The sequence below is a fragment of the Variovorax sp. GW821-FHT09D04 genome, assembly GCF_059416405.1.
This window is the reverse complement of the sequence record NZ_JBWKPA010000002.1, coordinates 483,554-499,911: the sequence shown is the minus strand read 5'-3', so window position 1 is coordinate 499,911 and position 16,358 is coordinate 483,554. Positions and strand designations below refer to the sequence as shown.

The 16,358-nt window shown below is 69.6% G+C and carries 16 protein-coding genes; 7 read left to right on the top strand and 9 right to left on the bottom strand.

Annotated elements, in window-relative coordinates; genetic code table 11:
* Positions 1 to 33: 33 nt before the first annotated feature.
* From denD to AC07O4_RS08560, 6 genes are read left to right on the top strand one after another with little or no spacing between them, the layout of a single operon-like run.
* Positions 34 to 1,047, top strand: coding sequence for a D-erythronate dehydrogenase (gene denD, locus AC07O4_RS08585; protein ID WP_495304298.1), 1,014 nt, complete (start codon positions 34 to 36; stop codon positions 1,045 to 1,047).
* A 3-nt stretch (positions 1,048 to 1,050) separates the two neighbouring features.
* Positions 1,051 to 2,334, top strand: coding sequence for a 3-oxo-tetronate kinase (otnK, locus tag AC07O4_RS08580; RefSeq protein ID WP_495304297.1), 1,284 nt, complete (start codon positions 1,051 to 1,053; stop codon positions 2,332 to 2,334).
* Positions 2,331 to 2,996, top strand: a complete 666-nt coding sequence (locus AC07O4_RS08575) for a class II aldolase/adducin family protein (protein ID WP_495304296.1) — start codon at positions 2,331 to 2,333, stop codon at positions 2,994 to 2,996. The genes otnK and AC07O4_RS08575 overlap by 4 nt, the downstream gene beginning before the upstream one ends.
* Positions 2,997 to 3,008: 12 nt before the next feature.
* Positions 3,009 to 3,827, top strand: a complete 819-nt coding sequence (gene otnI, locus AC07O4_RS08570) for a 2-oxo-tetronate isomerase (RefSeq protein ID WP_095747280.1) — start codon at positions 3,009 to 3,011, stop codon at positions 3,825 to 3,827.
* Positions 3,824 to 5,032, top strand: coding sequence for an amidohydrolase family protein (locus tag AC07O4_RS08565; protein WP_495304295.1), 1,209 nt, complete (start codon positions 3,824 to 3,826; stop codon positions 5,030 to 5,032). Before otnI ends, AC07O4_RS08565 begins: the two co-directional genes overlap by 4 nt.
* Entirely contained in the window at positions 5,029 to 5,496 is a 468-nt protein-coding gene (locus AC07O4_RS08560) for a RidA family protein (RefSeq protein ID WP_062479653.1), read from the top strand. The genes AC07O4_RS08565 and AC07O4_RS08560 overlap by 4 nt, the downstream gene beginning before the upstream one ends.
* Here the strand turns inward: AC07O4_RS08560 and AC07O4_RS08555 are convergent.
* From AC07O4_RS08555 to AC07O4_RS08515, 9 genes are all read right to left on the bottom strand, one after another.
* A complete protein-coding gene (locus AC07O4_RS08555; RefSeq protein ID WP_062479651.1) occupies positions 5,489 to 6,139 on the bottom strand; it encodes a TetR family transcriptional regulator C-terminal domain-containing protein in 651 nt (216 codons plus the stop codon). The two genes, AC07O4_RS08560 and AC07O4_RS08555, sit on opposite strands and share 8 nt — an antisense overlap.
* A complete protein-coding gene (locus tag AC07O4_RS08550; RefSeq protein ID WP_495304294.1) occupies positions 6,136 to 7,098 on the bottom strand; it encodes a PDR/VanB family oxidoreductase in 963 nt (320 codons plus the stop codon). Before AC07O4_RS08550 ends, AC07O4_RS08555 begins: the two co-directional genes overlap by 4 nt.
* Positions 7,099 to 7,119: 21 nt before the next feature.
* On the bottom strand, positions 7,120 to 7,713 hold the full coding sequence (locus tag AC07O4_RS08545) for an NAD(P)H-dependent oxidoreductase (protein WP_062479647.1): 594 nt from the start codon (positions 7,711 to 7,713) through the stop codon (positions 7,120 to 7,122).
* A 143-nt stretch (positions 7,714 to 7,856) separates the two neighbouring features.
* On the bottom strand, positions 7,857 to 8,885 hold the full coding sequence (locus tag AC07O4_RS08540) for an ABC transporter substrate-binding protein (RefSeq protein ID WP_070063250.1): 1,029 nt from the start codon (positions 8,883 to 8,885) through the stop codon (positions 7,857 to 7,859).
* Positions 8,886 to 8,944: 59 nt separating this feature from the next.
* Positions 8,945 to 10,342, bottom strand: a complete 1,398-nt coding sequence (locus AC07O4_RS08535) for an FAD-binding oxidoreductase (protein ID WP_354348049.1) — start codon at positions 10,340 to 10,342, stop codon at positions 8,945 to 8,947.
* Positions 10,314 to 11,201 carry an ABC transporter permease gene (locus tag AC07O4_RS08530; protein WP_174250296.1) on the bottom strand — a complete coding sequence of 296 codons (888 nt, stop codon included), beginning with the start codon at positions 11,199 to 11,201 and terminating at the stop codon, positions 10,314 to 10,316. The genes AC07O4_RS08535 and AC07O4_RS08530 overlap by 29 nt, the downstream gene beginning before the upstream one ends.
* Complete coding sequence (locus AC07O4_RS08525) at positions 11,179 to 11,988, bottom strand: ABC transporter ATP-binding protein (protein ID WP_495304293.1); 810 nt, start codon at positions 11,986 to 11,988, stop codon at positions 11,179 to 11,181. Before AC07O4_RS08525 ends, AC07O4_RS08530 begins: the two co-directional genes overlap by 23 nt.
* A 14-nt stretch (positions 11,989 to 12,002) precedes the next feature.
* Positions 12,003 to 12,824: a creatininase family protein gene (locus AC07O4_RS08520; protein WP_062479637.1), complete on the bottom strand. Its 822-nt coding sequence runs from the start codon at positions 12,822 to 12,824 to the stop codon at positions 12,003 to 12,005.
* Between the two features lie 170 nt (positions 12,825 to 12,994).
* A complete protein-coding gene (locus AC07O4_RS08515; protein ID WP_495304292.1) occupies positions 12,995 to 15,613 on the bottom strand; it encodes an autotransporter family protein in 2,619 nt (872 codons plus the stop codon).
* Between the two features lie 201 nt (positions 15,614 to 15,814).
* Here AC07O4_RS08515 and AC07O4_RS08510 point away from each other — a divergent pair, with 201 nt between their 5' ends.
* Positions 15,815 to 16,330 carry a hypothetical protein gene (locus tag AC07O4_RS08510; protein WP_062479635.1) on the top strand — a complete coding sequence of 172 codons (516 nt, stop codon included), beginning with the start codon at positions 15,815 to 15,817 and terminating at the stop codon, positions 16,328 to 16,330.
* Positions 16,331 to 16,358: the final 28 nt, after the last annotated feature.

Below are 16,358 nucleotides of genomic sequence, written 5' to 3'. Positions count from 1 at the left end.
CTGCGCTCCACCGACCCAGGAAAGACACACACCATGAACGTTCTCATCACCGGCGGCTGCGGCTTCCTCGGCGCCCGCCTCGCCCGCACCCTGCTCGCGGGCGGCCCGCTCGCTCTGGCCGGCGGCCAGCCCCTGGACATCGCACGCATCACGCTCGCCGACCGCGTGCCGCCGCCCGCCGACCTCGCGGCCGACGCGCGCATCCAGTTCGTGCAGGGCGACCTGTACGAGCAAGCCGCCAACGGCGCGCTGCCGCTGGCCGACACCGACGCCGTGTTCCACCTCGCCGCCGCCGTGAGCGGCGAGTGCGAGGCCGACTTCGACCTCGGCATGCGCAGCAACCTGGACACCACGCGCGCGCTGCTCGACGCCTGCCGCAGCGCGGGCCATGCGCCCGTGTTCGTGTTCTCCAGCTCCGTCGCAGTATTCGGCGATTCGCCCGAGCAGCGCCTGCCCGCGGTGATCGAAGACACCACGCTGCCCACGCCGCAGAACAGCTACGGCATCCAGAAGTTCATCGGCGAGCAGCTGGTGGCCGACTACACGCGCAAGGGCTTCGTGCAGGGCCGCAACGTGCGGCTCATGACGGTGTCGGTGCGCCCGGGCCGTCCGAACGGCGCGGCCTCCAGCTTCCTGAGCGGCATGCTGCGCGAGCCGCTGGCCGGCGTGCGCGCACGCTGCCCCGTGGCGCCCGAGACGCCGGTCGCGCTGGCCTCGCCCGGCAACACCGTCGCGGGCATCGTGCGCGCGGCCACCGCCGGCGCCGCCGAATGGGGTGCGCGCACCGCCGTCAACCTGCCCGCGCTGACCACCACCGTGCGCGAGATGGCGCAGGCGCTCGAGCGCATCGCCGGCCCCGAGGCCACCGCCCTCATCGACTGGGAGCCCGACGCCGCCATCGCGAAGATCGTCACCAGCTGGCCCAGCCGCATCCACGCCGCGCGCGCCGAGGCGCTGGGCCTGAAGGCCGACGCCAGCTTCGACGCCATCCTGAGCGACTACGTGCGCGAGAACGCGCAGGCGGTCACGCTGGCGCTGAAGGGCTGAGCGATGGCGAAGCTCGTGCTCGGCTGCATCGCCGACGACTTCACCGGCGCCACCGACCTGGCCAACAACCTCGTGCGCGCCGGCATGCGCGTGGTGCAGACCATCGGCGTGCCCGCCGGCCCGCTCGATGCCGACGTGGACGCGGTCGTGGTCGCGCTCAAGTCGCGCACCATCGCGCCGGCCGAGGCCATCGCGCAGTCGCTCGATGCGCTGCGCTGGCTGCAGGCGCAGGGCGCGCAGCAGATCTACTTCAAGTACTGCTCCACCTTCGACAGCACCTTCACCGGCGAGGTCAGGGGCAACATCGGCCCCGTGACCGAGGCGCTGATGGACGCGCTGGGCTGCGACTTCACCATCGCCACGCCCGCCTTCCCCGACAACAAGCGCACCGTGTTCAAGGGCTACCTGTTCGCGGGCGACGTGCTGCTCAACGAGAGCGGCATGCAGAACCATCCGCTCACGCCGATGACCGACCCGAACCTCGTGCGCGTGCTGCAGGCGCAGTGCACGCGCAAGGTCGGGCTCATCGACCACGCGGTGGTGGCACGCGGCGCAGCGGCCATCGAAGAACGCATCGCGCAACTGAAGGCCGAGGGCGTGTCGATCGCCATCGTCGATGCCGTGTCGAACGACGAACTGCTGCGCATGGGACCGGCCCTCGCGAAGCTGCCGCTGCTCACGGCGGGCTCGGGCGTGGCCATCGGCCTGCCGGCCAACTTCGGCCTCGCGCCGTCGTCGCAGGCCAGCGCGTTGCCGAAGGCTGGCGGCAAGACCGCGGTGGTCTCGGGCAGCTGCTCGCTGGCCACCAACCGGCAGGTGCTCGACTTCATCCAGCGCGGCGGCGCGGCCATGGCCATCGACCCGCTGCGCATCGCGGCGGGCGTGGACGTGACCGCCGAAGTGTTGGCCTGGGCCGCACCGCTCATCGACAAGGGCCCCGTGCTCGTCTACTCGACCGCCGAGGCCGGCGCCGTGAAGTCGGTGCAGGGGCGGCTCGGCGTGGAAGAAGCCGGCGCGATGGTCGAACGCACCATCGCCGCCATTGCGCGCGGCCTGGTCGAGCGCGGCGTGCACCAGCTGGTGGTGGCCGGCGGCGAAACCTCGGGTGCCTGCGTGCAGGCGCTGGGCATCGCGCAGATGCAGATCGGTCCGCAGATCGACCCCGGCGTGCCGTGGTGCCATGCGCGCAGCGACGCCGCGCCCGAAGCGGGGCTGCACATCACGCTGAAGTCGGGCAACTTCGGCAGCGACGATTTCTTCACCAAAGCTTTTACAGTGCTCGCATGACCGAGAACGAAGCCCGCGACGAAATCTGCCGCGTCGGCCGCAGCCTGTTCGAGCGCGGCTACGTGCACGCCACGGCCGGCAACATCAGCGTGCGGCTGGACGACGGCTTTCTCATCACGCCGACCGATGCCTGCCTGGGTTTTCTCGACCCCGCACGGCTCGCACGGCTCGATGCGCATGGCCAACAGACCGGCGGCGACCGCGCCAGCAAGACCATCGCGCTGCACACGCGCATCTACGCCGCCGCGCGCGGCTTCGATGCCGCCACGGCCTGCGTGATCCACACGCACAGCACGCACTGCGTCGCCCTGACTCTGGGCAACCCGCAAGCCGAACTGCTGCCCGCGCTCACGCCCTACTTCGTGATGAAGGTCGGCCATGTGCCGGTCATTCCGTACCACCGCCCCGGCGCGCCCGAGGCGGCCGAGCAGGTGGCGCAGACCATCGCGCGCTACGGCGCGGCCGGCACGCCGATCCGCGCGGCGATGCTCGCGCGCCTGGGCCCCAACGTCTGGCACGAGACGCCGGCCGCCGCGATGGCCGTGCTCGAAGAGCTGGAAGAAACCGCCCGCCTGCAGATGCTCACGCAGGCCACCCGGCCCGCACCGCTCACCCCCGACCAGATCGATGAACTGCGCCGCACCTTCGGTGCGCGCTGGTAGTACAAACACCCCATGCCCCAATTCGCCGCCAACCTCTCGATGCTCTACCCGGAGCTCGCATTTCTCGACCGCTTCGACGCCGCCGCGAAAGACGGCTTCCAGGCCGTCGAATACCTCTTTCCCTACGACTTCAGCAAGGAAGAGATCGTCGCGCGCCTGAAGCACAACGGCCTGCAGCAGGTGCTGTTCAACGGCCCGCCTGGCGACTGGGCCGGCGGCGAACGCGGCCTGGCCTGCCTGCCGGGGCGCGAGGGCGAGTTCCGCGAAGGCATCGCCAAGGCCATCGACTACGCCGTAGCGCTCGACTGCCCGCGCATCCACGTCATGGCCGGCCTCGTGCCCGAAGGCCTCACGCGCGAGGCGGCAGAGGCCGTCTATGTCGGAAACCTGCGCTGGGCCGCGGCCGAGGCTGCGAAGGCCGGGCGCGACGTGCTGATCGAGCCGATCAACACGCGCGACATTCCGCGCTTCTTCCTCAACCGGCAGGACCACGCGCACCAGATCGTCGAGACCGTGGGCGCCGCCAACCTCAAGGTGCAGATGGACCTGTACCACTGCCAGATCGTCGAGGGCGACGTGGCGATGAAGCTGCGCCAGTACCTGCCGACCGGCCGCGTCGGCCACCTGCAGATCGCGGGCGTGCCCGAGCGCCACGAGCCCGATGTGGGCGAGCAGAACTACGACTACCTCTTCGGCGTGATCGACGAGGTTTCGGCGCAGTGTGGCTGGCAAGGCTGGGTCGGTTGCGAGTACCGCCCGCGCCGCGGCATGGAGCCCGGCGGCACCTCGGCCGGCCTGGGCTGGCTGCGCGACTGGCGCCAGCGCGCATGACGACGACGCTCGAAGCGCTGCGCATTCCGGCGCCGCTGCGGGGCTTCGCGGCAGCGGGCGATGCGCAGGTCTTCGACGTCACGATCGAGGGCGACAAGGTCGCGGCCATCGCGCCCAGCGCCTCGCAGACGCAAGCGCGCGGCACGCTGCTGAGCGCGCTCGTCGAGGCGCACGCGCACATCGACAAGAACTTCACCGTGCAGGACGTCGGCGCCGCGCAGGGCGACCTGTTCACCGCCATCGAACGCATGGGCCGCCACCGCGCGAGCTGGACCGGCGCCTCGCTGCGCCTGCGCATGGAGCGCGCGCTGCACGAGGCCTGGTGCGCCGGCACGCGCGCGCTGCGCACGCACCTCGATTGGGTCGAGCCCGAGCCGCCGGCCGCGCTGGCCGTGTTCGAGGCGCTGCGCGAGGAATGGGCCGGCCGCATCGAACTGCAGTTCGTCGCGCTCGTGCCGCTCGACGTGTTCGCCGACCTCGCGGCCGGCGAGCGCATCGCGCGTGACGTGAAGCGCGCGGGCGGTTCGCTGGGCGCTTTCATCTACCGCAACGACGGCCTCTTCGCCAAGCTGGGCCGCGTGTTCGACCTCGCGCAGCAGCACGGGCTGGGGCTCGACTTCCACGTCGACGAAGGCCTGGACACCGACGCCAGCGGCCTGCGCAGCATCGCGCAGCTGGTGCGCGCGCGCGACTTCAAGGGCCGCGTGGTCTGCGGCCACGCCTGCTCGCTCTCGGTGCAGGACGATGCGGTGGCGGCTGAAACGCTCACGCTGTGCGCCGGCGCCGGGCTGCACCTCGTCGCGCTGCCGACCACCAACCTCTACCTGCAGGGCGCGTGGGACCGCACGCCCGTGGCGCGCGGCATCACGCGCATCCGCGAGGCCGCGGCGCACGGCCTGCGCGCCAGCCTGGCCACCGACAACGTGCAGGACGCCTTCTATCCCTACGGCAGCTACGACCTGCTCGAGACCTTCGGCCTGGGCGTGCAGATGGCGCACCTGGCGCCCGCCGCCGGCTGGCTCGACACCATCACCGTGAACCCCGCGAAAGCGCTGGGCCTCGCGTGGGACGGCCGCATCGCGTCGGGCTGCCCGGCCGACCTGGTGGTGCTGGCCGCCACCGACGAACACGAACTCATCGGCCCGCGCGGCCGCCTGCGCAGCGTCTACCGCGCGGGTCAACTTCTGGAGCCGACAACACCATGAGCATGGGCAAGCCGATGGCCAACTATGCCGCCGCCAAGCGCGTCGGCGATTTCGTCTTCATGAGCGGCGTGGTCGCCGTCGACCCGGCCACGCGCCGCGCGGTGGCCGGCTACGACGCCATCCCGGAAGAAGCCCGCACCGCGCTGCAGGGCGTGGGCTATGCCACGGGCCAGATGTCGGTCGACATCTTCGAGGCGCCCATCGTGGCGCAGAGCTGGTTCGTGCTGGAGCGCATCCGCCAGATCGCCGCCGAGCACGGCGGCACCATGGAAGACGTGGTGAAGCTGGTGCAGTACTTCCGCCACCTGCCGCACTACGCCTTCTACAACCGCGTGCGCGGCCTGTTCTATCCGGGCGAGCCGCCGGTGAGCACGGTGGTCGAGGTGTCGCGCTTCCTGCCGGGCGACGAGGTGCTCGTCGAAGTCGAGGCCACCATGTACCTGCCGCAGCGCGCGGCTACTTGACGCCCGCGCCCTTGAGCAGGAACTCCGTCACCTGCTCGATGAGGTAGCGGCGGTCCTTGTCGTCGCCCTGCTGCGCCGTGTTGCGGTAGTAGGCGGCCTGCGTGGCGTGGTCGGCATAGAACTGCGTCACGGCCCAGATGTGGAACAGCACCAGCATCGGGTCGGCGGTGTCCATCAGGCCCTGGTTCATCCAGTTCTGGATCACGGCGGCGGCCTGGTCGGTGCGCTGCTTGCTCGTGTCCATCATGCTGTTGATGACGGGCGCGCCGCGCATCATCTCGGCCGTGAAGATGCGCGAACGCAGCGGGTGCTCGAACGAGAACATCATCTTGCGCTGGATCAGGTCGCCCAGCACCTTGCGCGGGCCGAAGGCCTCGTCGCTGAAGCCGAACACCACGATCCAATCGGTCAGGATGTCCTGCAGCACCTGGCGGTACAGCGCCTCCTTGCTCTCGATGTAGTAGTGCAGCTGCGCCTTCGACAGGCCCGCCTTGTCGGCGATGGCCTGCGTCGAGGCGCCGGCCAGGCCCTCGCTGGCGAACACCTCGATGGCGGCCTGGTTGATGAGGCCCAGCACCTGCGTGTACTTGCGCGAACGCCCGCGCGTGGCGGGGGCTTCGCTGTCGGTGTCGGTCACGCTCACAGCTGCAGCACCAGGTCGGGGCCCTTGGCGCGCGAGCAGCACAGCGCCACCTTGGTGCGCCGCTCGGTGCCCGTGAGGCAGAAGTCGCGGTGCTCGGCGCCGTCGCCGTCGCCCTCGACCACGCAGGTGCCGCACAGGCCCTGCTGGCACGACACGGGAATGTCGATGCCCACTTCGTGCAGCGCGTCGACCGCGGTCTGGTCGGCCGCCACCGGCACTTCGATGCCGCGCCGCGCCAGCCTCAGCGTGAAGGGCAGGCCCGTGGTGGCGGCGGCCGTGCCGGTGGGCGCGGCGAAGTACTCGGTGTGCAGCGCATCTTCGGGCCAGTGCGCGGCGGCCTCGCGCACCGCTTGCATGAAGCCGCCGGGGCCGCACACGTACAGGTGCGTGTCGGGTGCGCGCTCGGCCAGCAGCGCGCGCAGGTCGATGCGTTGCGTCGCGTCGCCCTGGTCGAGGTGCAGCTTCAGGTGCGGCGCCAGCGCGGGCGCGTGCAGCGCCTCGGCGAAGGCCAGGTGCTCCTCGCTGCGTGCGAACACGCACAGCGTGAAATCGGCACCGCGCGCGGCCAGTGCCTGCGCCATGGCCAGCAGCGGCGTCATGCCGATGCCGCCGGCCAGCAGCAGGTGGCGGCGGGCCTCGGCGCGCAGCGGGAAGGTGTTGCGCGGCGCGCTGATCGCAATCAGGTCGCCCTCGCGCACGCGCTCGTGCATCGAGGCCGAGCCGCCGCGGCTCGCGTGCTCGCGCTTCACGCCGATCACGTAGCCGCCGCTGCCCGAGGGCGCGCGCGCCAGCGAGTACTGGCGCGAGAAGCCGCCGGGCATGTGCACGTCGATGTGCGCGCCGGCCTCGTAGCCGGGCAGCGGCCGGCCCCACGGATGCGCCAGCTCGAAGGCCAGGATTTCCGGCGTCTGGCGCGAGATGCGTTCGACACGGACGGTCAGCGTGCGTTCGAGGCTCATGGTGTGTGTCTCCCTGCGTGTCTACTGGATGTTGTGCAGCGTGCGCGCCACGCGCGCGATGAAATGGGTGCGGTCGCGGTCGGTGACGGCGTTCATGTCGTGCAGCTGCAGCCACGTCACCTTGCAGCGCCATGCGAACAGCGCCCGCAGCGCGCGCGTGAACAGCCGTCGCCCCGGGTCGCCGATGGCCATCACGAACCAGCGCGGCGAGCCGCCGGTGGTCACCACCGTCAGCCGGCGGATGTGCCGCATGCCCGACTTCGCCAGCTGCCCTTTGCGCTCGGCCGGCAGGAAGGCCACGCCCGGCAGCCACACGCGCTCGAGCCAGCCCTTGAGCATGGACGGCGGTCCATGGAACCAGGTGGGGTAGACGAACACCAGGTGCTCGGCCCACAGCAGCGCTTCGACGTGGGGTTTCACGCGTTCGCGGATCAGTTCGGGGTTGTCGAGGTAGGCGATGCGCTCTTCGCGTGTCAGCGTCGGGTCGAAGCCCTCGGCGTACAGGTCGATGGCCTTGACGGGGTGTCGCGGCGTGAGGGCCTCGAGGGCGGTGCGGTACAGCGCGTGGTTGAAGCTGTCAGGGTTCGGATGGCAATGGACGACGAGCGTTTTCATGGTTCGGGCCGGTTCGCCTGTTCGGCGAGACGGGGTCAGAGCCCAAGGGAACAAAGGCCGCGCAGTGCCTTATGGCAACCCAGGCGCCGGCATCTGACCCCGGCGCAAGCCCCGCGCGACCCACGGGAAAGACAACGAGCGAATTACTTGCCGGTGAGCTTCTTGCGGATGTCGACACCGACGCCCTTGTTGACGAACTGCGTGGTCGCGACCTTCGACAGGTCGATCTCGCCCGGCTTGTACAGGCCGGCCTTGACCATCTTGTCGTAGAAGTCCTTCACGCGCGCCTCGTCCATGGCGCCGATGCCCTTGGTGAGCGAGTCGCCGCTGTCGATGATGCCCATCTTCTTGATGAGATCGATGGAGCCCTGCAGCGCGGCCGGCGTGGCGTCGGGGTTGGTCTTGGCGATGAGCTCGTTGGCAGCCTTGTTGTCGCCGTAGAGGTAGTTGTTCCAGCCGACGATCGAGGCCTCGATGAACTTGCGCACCGTCTCGGGCTTGGTCTTGATGAGGTCGGCGCGGGTCTCGATGGTGGTGGCGTAGGTCGAGAAGCCGTGGTCGGCCAAGAGGTGCACCACCGGGTCGAAGCCGGCCTGGGCCTTGATCGACAGCGGCTCCGAGATGGCGTAGCCCTGTTGAATGGACTTCTTGTCGGCCAGGAACGGGCCGACGTTGAAGGTGTAGGGCTTGAGCTGCGCGTCCTTGAAGCCGTGCTCCGACTTCATCCACTGCCAGAAGCTGAACTGGCCGTCCTTGCCGATGAAGGCCACGGGCGCCTTCGTCATGTCCTTGAAGGTGTCGTAGCCCTGGCCCGGGTGGGCGAACATGGCCTGCGGGTCTTTCTGGAAGATGGCCGCGACCACCACGGTGGGCACGCCGTTCTTCACGTTGTCGAAGGACTGCAGCAGGTTGCCGGTCATGAGGAAGTCGACCTTGCCGGCCGGCAGCATGGGCCGGTTGTTGACCATCGGGCCGCCCTGCATGATTTCCACGTCGAGCCCGTACTTCTTGTAGGTGCCATCCACCAGCGCCTGGTAGAAGCCGCCGTGGCCGGCCTGCGCCTTCCAGTTGGTGGCGAACACCACTTTGTCCTGGGCCTGTGCGGCGAAGGCGGCGCCTGCGAGGGCCAGGCCGAAGGCCAGCGGCCGAAGAGAGAAAGCGGGGATGCGCATGGGGACGGACTCCTGTGGAGGTTGGGGTGGGGACGGGATGCGAAGACTAAATCTTTTTCTCAGCGCTCGACGGCCATGTCGGGTGTCCAGCCGCGCGTCTTGCCGGGGTTCATCAGGCCCATCGGGTCGCTGCGCTTCTTGAACTCGATCTGCTGCGTGTCGATGGTCTTCATGCCGCCGTCCTCGATGGTGAAGACGTGCGGGTTGAAGATCTGCGCGCCGCCCTGCGACTCGATCTCGCGCATCACCTCGTACTGGTGGGCCTCTCCCTTCCAGCGCACGAGCAGGATGCCGAAGGTGCCGCACTGGCCGTTGGCGCGCGCGAAGTCCTGGTGCTGCAGCACGTCGTCGCCGAAGATCTGCATGTGGCGCTCGACCACGGCCGGGTCGAAGGGCTGGGCGTAGGCCACCTGCAGGTACGTCCAGCTGCGGTCGGCCTTCAGCGCCTGCAGCGTCGTGTGGTTGAAGGCGCACTCGTAGGCCGGCGGCAGGCCCTCGGCCTGCAGCTCGGCCTCGGTGCCGGCCACCGACAGGGTGCCGCCGTGCGCCGCCGCGAGCGCGCGGAATTCGGCCATCGAGTCGGGTGAGACCATGGTGAACACCGCGTGCCGGTCGGGCGGAAAGCGATCGCCCATGGCCGTGTAGTAGGGCGAGAAGCGCGCCTCCACGGTCGACAGCAGGAAGATGTCCAGCGAAGGCGCCTGCGCGGCGATGCCGAAGTCGAGCGCGCCGCGGTAGGTGTCGAACAGCGCCGTGCAGTGCACCCAGTCGACCGCCGGGCTCAGCGCCACTTCCACGTCGAGGATCACGCCGTTGGTGCCGTAGGCATGGTGCACCTGCTGGATCTCGTCGCCGACCAGCTCGATGACGCGCGGCTCGCGCTCCACCGTCATCACGCGCGCGCGCAGCAGGTTGCCGGGGTCGCGCAGGATGCCGTGGCGGAACGAGCCGATGCCGCCGAAGCCGCCCGCGATGAAGCCGCCGATGCTGGCCACGTGCCAGGTCGAGGGCCACATGCGCAGCGCCTGCCCGGTCTCGCGTGCGGCCAGGTCGATGTCGTGCATGCGCGCACCGGCCTCGACGCGGATGCGGCCCTCGGCCAGGTCGAGCACGCGGCACATCTGCGTCACGTCGAGCACGAGCCCGCCTTCGAGCGGCACGCACTGGCCGTAGTTGCCGGTGCCGCCCGCGCGCACGGTGAGCGGCAGCTTCCACTTCGCGGCCACGGCCGCGGCCTGGCGCACGTCGTCCTCGGTGCTGACCTTGACCACGAGGTCGGCCACGCAGCCCGCGAGCTGCGCCGTGAGGATCGGGCTGTACCAGTAGAAGTCTTTGGACAGCTGCTTGCGCTGGCTGGGCGTGGCGATCACGTTCAGGCCGCGCAGGTCCTCGCGCACGGCGTCCCAGTCGACGGTGGACAGCGGGGTTCTAGCGTTCACGGCGCATTTCGCTTTCATGCCAGTGGCCGAGCACGAGGCGCGACAAGGCGGCGAACACGATGAAGATCACGATGCCCAGCAAGGACACCAGCAGCAGCGCCGCGAACATCATCGGGATCTCGGTGCGGAAGCTCGACTCGAGGATGCGCGAGGCCAGCCCCGTCTCCTTGCCCGCCGTGCCGGCCGTGAACTCGGCCACCACCGCGCCGATCAGGCTCAGGCCGCCGGCGATCTTCAGGCCCGCCATGAAGTACGGCAGCGCGCTGGGTGCGAGCAGGTAGCGGAAGGTCTGCCAGGGCGAGGCCTTGTACAGCTGGAACAGGTCGCGCAGGTTGCTGTCGGCGCTCTTCAGGCCGATGACGGTGTTCGACAGGATCGGGAAGAAGGCCACGATCCACGCGCACAGCAACAGCGCCGCGGTGGTGCTCGACACGTAGATCAAGATGAGCGGCGCGATCGCGATGATCGGCGTCACCTGCAGGATCACGGCGATCGGGAACAGGCCGATCTCCACCCATTTGAACAGCGCGAACGCAATCGCCAGCAGCACGCCGCCGACGATGGCGGCACCCAGTGCTAGCAGCGTGAGCTTCACCGTGAACCACAGCGCGCCCGAGAGCGAACCCCAGTTGTCGAACAGCGTGCGCAGGATGAGCGAGGGCGCGGGCAGGATGTAGTGCGGGATGTCGTTGGCGCGCACCATCCATTCCCACACCAGCAGCAGCGCCGCGACGATGACGACCGGCACGACGATGCGCAGCGTGGCCTCGCGCCGGCGCAGCTTGTCTTCGTGCGCGCGCAGCGTCTCGGCGGACGGCGTGGCTTCGTTGGTGGTGTCGAGGGGCATCACGGTTTCAATGGTCGATGTCGAGGCCATGGAGTGCTCCGTGCAGAGATTGCGAAACAGCCGTGCAGTGCGCGTTGTAGCGGCTGGAGGTGCGGAAGGCTTCGCCGCGCGGGTAGGGCTCGTCGATGGCGATCTCGTCGATCACGCGGCCCGGGCGCGCCGCCATCACGACGATGCGGTTCGACAGGTAGACCGACTCGTACACGCTGTGCGTGACGAACACGATCGAGAAGCGATGCTCGCGCCAGATGGCCAAGAGGTCGTTGTTGAGCTTGATGCGCGTCATTTCGTCGAGCGCGGCAAAGGGCTCGTCCATGAGCAGCAGGCGCGGGTGCGTGACCAGCGCGCGCGCGATCGACACGCGCATCTTCATGCCGCCCGAGAGCTCGCGCGGGTACACGTCGGCAAAGCGCGAGAGGCCGACCAGCTCCAGCACGTGCTGCACCACCGGCGCGGCTTCGTCGCGGCTCATGCCCGCGAGCTTCAGCGGCAGCCAGACGTTGTCGAACACCTTGGTCCAGGGCATGAGCGTGGGCTCCTGGAACACGAAGCCCAGGTCGCGGTCGCTCTTGCTGTCCTTGGCGCTGCCGGTGTTGGCGCCCGACCATTGCATGTCGCCCGAGCTGATGCGGGTGAGCCCGGCGATCAGCCGCAGCGCGGTGCTCTTGCCGCAGCCCGAGGGGCCCAGGAAGCTGACGAAGTCGTGCTCGCCGATGTCGAGCGTCATGCCCTGCAGGGCGAGCGTGCCGTTGGCAAAGCGCTTGCCGACGTTGCGCAGGCGGACCAGGGGCGGCGTGGATGGCGTGATGCTTTCCATGGGACTCCTTGGCGTCAGCGCCAGGCCGGAACGTTGGCCAGGCGCGAGAGCGGGAAGCGGTCGATCTCGTGCAGCAGCTCGACGAAGCGTTGGCCCACGTGGTCGAGCACCGCGGCGCCCTTCTCGGCGCTGGCGCGGGTGGCGTCGCCGGCGGCGCCGGCCGGGTTGATGTCGTGCATCTGCCAGCCGAGCTTGCCGCTGGGCGTGATCGACAGGAACTTGTTTTCGGCCGCCAGCTGCTCGGTCATGGAGCCGAAGTTCTGGAACTGATCCTTGCGCACATAGTCGGGCGTGAGGTGCAGCATCACCGAGCTCTCGAGGTCGCCGGCATGGATGCCGTGCTTGCCTTCGTGCGCGGTGAACAGGCCTTCGGGCAGGCCCAGCGTGTACCAGTTGGCGGCCACGACCATCATGTCGTGCTCTTCGCGCAGGTCGCGCGCCACGATGTCCATGACGCTCATCTGGCCGCCGTGGCTGTTGTAGAGCACCAGCTTGCGCACGCCGGCCTTGGCGACGCAGGCGCCGACGTCCTTCCACAGCGAGATCAGCGTGTTCGCCGACACCGTGAGCGTGCCCGGGTAGCGCGAGTGCTCGTTGCTCTTGCCGTAGGGCACGGTGGGCAGGAACAGTACCGGCAGGTCGTCGGGCAGGTAGGGCAGGCTGGCGCGCACCATGCCGTCGATGGTGGCGGTGTCGGTCGACATCGGCAAATGGGGGCCGTGCTGTTCGGTCGCCCCCACCGGCAGCACGGCGATCAGCCGTTCGCGGTCGAGGCGGGAGAACTCTTCACTGGTCAGGTCGGACCAGAAGCGGCTGCGCAAGGGGGGGTGATTCATCGGGGTGTACCTCGTGGCGGGCGGACGGGATGATGGGCTAAATTATCCATACGGTCAAAAAAGACTGGCTATCCGTGGATACCCGTTGATCTTTATCAAGCAAACCGCATGCCATCAAATTTGCACGGACGGTCAAAAGTCGAGCCGTCCGGGCACCCGGCGCCCCGGGGTCACCAGCGCATGCGCAGCCCCACTTGCCCTTGCACGCCGGTCTGCTCGGTGATGCCGATGGCGCTGGTGTAGGCCAGGCCGCCGTAGACCGACAGCGTCTTGTTCACCTGCCCGACGATGCCGCCGCCCACTTCGAGTGCGCTCGCGTTGCGGCGGTTGGCGACCCGGTCGCTCGGCCCGAAGTAGATCGCGTTGCTGCCGCTGAAGGTGTGCCACAGGTTGAGCTTCAGGTAGGGCTTCCAGACGCCGCCGCCTGCCTCGAAGCGGCCTTCGAGCCGTGCGCCCAGCCGGCCGGTGACGGCGTTGTCGCGCTGGAAGCGCACGGTCGAGAGGCCGTCGTCGAAGTCGTCGAGCGAGTTGCGCTGCCAGATCAGCTGCACCTGCGGCTGCAGCGTGACGGTGTCGCTCAGCGCCAGCGGGTAGCCGGCCTCGAGCGAGGCGGTCACGCTGGTGCCGTGCGGACGGCCGCCGCGCCCCAGGGTGGAGCGCGCATCGGCCTTGTAGCGCGTGGCCAGCAGCACGGCGTCGCTGTACCAGCCGCTGCTCGCGATGCGGGTCCAGTAGGCGCCCAGGCTGTAGCCCTCGACGGTGAGCCGGCCGGCCGCCTCGTTGGTGGCGCCGCCGGCCACGCCGCTCGCGTGGCCGCTGGCCCGGGTGTAGCCGCCCAGCACGCCGACGCGGTGACGCCCGCCCGCGCTGTCGGTGGCCGCCAGGAAGTCGTGGCCCAGCTGCAGGCCGCTCACGCTGCCGTCGAACTGCGGATTGGCATCGCCGCGCAGGCGCTGCCGCGTGCTTTCGCCGAACACACGGCCCCACGAGGCCTGCCGGCCTTCACCGTCGGCGAGCAATTGCGCATCGCCCTGCCGGTCGTGGAAGGTGCCCAGCTGCGCCAGCCCGAGGCGGCGCACGGCGATCGGCATGGCGCTGTACAGCGGCACCTCGGGCCGGTAGAGCTTGACCTGTTCCACCGTCGCCGGCGCGCCTGTCTCGGCGATCACCTCGGCGGCTTCCTCCAGCGAGCCCACCACGGTGCCGCCCACGAGGTAGCCGTTGTTGCGCAGGTACCAGTTGTCGCGGTTATTGCCCGTCGCGCCGCCGCGGAACAGCCGGTAGTTGTAGGCGCCGGCCTCCACCGCCTGGGTCAGCGAGAACGCGTGGTCGGCCGTGGTGCCGCCGTTGACGGCCTGCACCACCAGGATGCCGTCGGCCAGCGTGGGCGCGCCCAGGCCGCCGCGGTTCACCACGCGCAGGCCGGTGGACCCCGTGGCCGCGCCGCCGTCGATCACCAGCTTGTCCGAGGGCGCGTTGTCGCCCGCCAGCACGGTGTTGACCTGCAGCAGCGCGCCGCTGCCGCCCACGTAGTTGCCGCGCACCGTGAAGGCGCCGAAGCCGACGCCGTCGTTCGGGCCGGGCAGCAGCGTGCCCTGGTTCGTGACGTTGCCCGCGAAGGTGCCGGTGCCGGCCACGGTGGTGCCGGGCAACACCGCGATGACCGGGCTGGTCAGCGTGGCGGGCAGGGTGAAGCGGCCGGACTCGACGCGGATCGAATCCGAGAAGCTCGCGTCGGTCAGCCACGACCACGCGGTGCCGCGCATCGTCAGGTGCTGGAAGTTGCGGAAGGCGTTGTCGACCGTGCCGCTGCCTTCGAGGAAGGTGCTGGCCGTCTTGCCAACGCCGCCGTCGGCGCCGCCCTTGATGACCGAGCCGGTCTGCAATATCAGCGTGCCGTTGCCGAGCGCGCCCATGTAGATCGCGTCGGTGCTGGCGGCGCCGCCGTGGCCTTCGATGGTGCCGGCGTTGACCAGCACGTCGTTGCCGTTCTGGCCGCGGTAGCCGTAGCCGTTGGCGCTCGAGAACGAGGCGCCGGCCCGGTTTTCCACGCGCGAGAAGAAGCTGCCGCCGAGCGTGTTCGCATGCACCGCGTCGGCGCCGCCCGCCGGCGAGTTGGCGCCCGTGGTGGCGATGCTGCCGGTGTTCACCAGCAGGTTGGCCACGAGGTTGCCGCCCTGCAGGTACACGCCCTTGGCCGAGGTGCCGATGGCCGAGATGCTGCCGTTGTTGACCACCGTGTTGCCCGGCCCCAGCAGGGAGATGCCATGCGAACTGCCCCCCGTGGTGACGATGCTGCCGTTGTTGGTGATGCGCGTGCGCGTGCTGCTGTTCGACGTCACCAGGATGCCGGAGGTGCCGCTGCTCGTGGTGCTCAGGGTGCCGTTGTTGGTCAGCGTGTTGTCGTTGCCCGTGGCGACCATCGCCGCGCGCGCCGAGCCCGAGCCGCCCGACACCGTGATCGTGCCGTTGTTGGTGATGGTGCTCGCATCGCGCACCAGCAGCGCCTGCGTGGCGTTGGTGGTCAGCGTGGCGCCGCTGTTCACGGTGATGGTGACGCCGGTGCTGCCCGGCGTGGCGATCACGCTGGGCGATACGGTCGTGGTGCCGTCGCAGACCACGGTGTCGCCGGTGACCGGCGTGGCGGTGGGGCCGCAGGCCGCGTGCGCGGCGCCGCCTGCGAGCCCTGCAAGGGCGGCCGCGAGCCAGGGAAGGGGGGATGCCGGATGACGGCGGGGAAAAGAAAACCGAGAAAAGTGGGAAAACCGGGGGCCTCGCTCCATGCGCATGTCGTCTGCTCCTTCTTGTTTTTCATGAGGCCGTGGGGGCCTGGAGCGGCGGATTATTCAGTGCAATTGCCCTTCTGGAAACCGACGAACTTCCGTACTCACCGGGTCGGTCCCGATGGCGCGCCGACTTGAATGCGGCCCTTGTTGAGCCTATAACTCAAGCATGGTCTCTTGCTCGTCGCAAGACGGAAAGGAGGCGCCGTGAAAAGACGCATCTATTGGCTGTTGCCGGACCTGGCGAGTGCCAGGCAGGCCATGCACGATCTGCTGCAGGCGCGTGTCGACATCGCACACCTGCATTTCGCCGCACGCGAAGGCCAGGACATGGCCGGGCTCCATGCGGCCAACGTCTGGCAGACCTCCGACCTCGTTCACGCCGCCAAGACCGGCTGGGTGCTCGGCACCGCCTGCGGCGTGGTCGTCGGGCTGCTGGCCGCACTGCTGTTCCCCGTGTTCGGCGACGAGCCCGAATGGGCCGTGGCCGTGGGCCTGGCGCTGCTGGGCGGCGTGGTGGGCGCCTGGTCGGCCACCATGGTCGGCGTGTCGATCCCGAGCCCGCGGCTGGCGCGCTTCGAAAGCGCCATCGCGCAGGGCCAGGTCCTGTTGATGGTCGACCTGCCGCCGTCGCGCGTGCGCGAGGTCGAGGCGATGCTGGAGGCCACGCACCCCGAGGCCCGCTTCGAGGGCGAAGAGCCGCGGATCCCGGCGATCCGCTGAAGCCGCCGCGCATGCGACTCCCGGACCC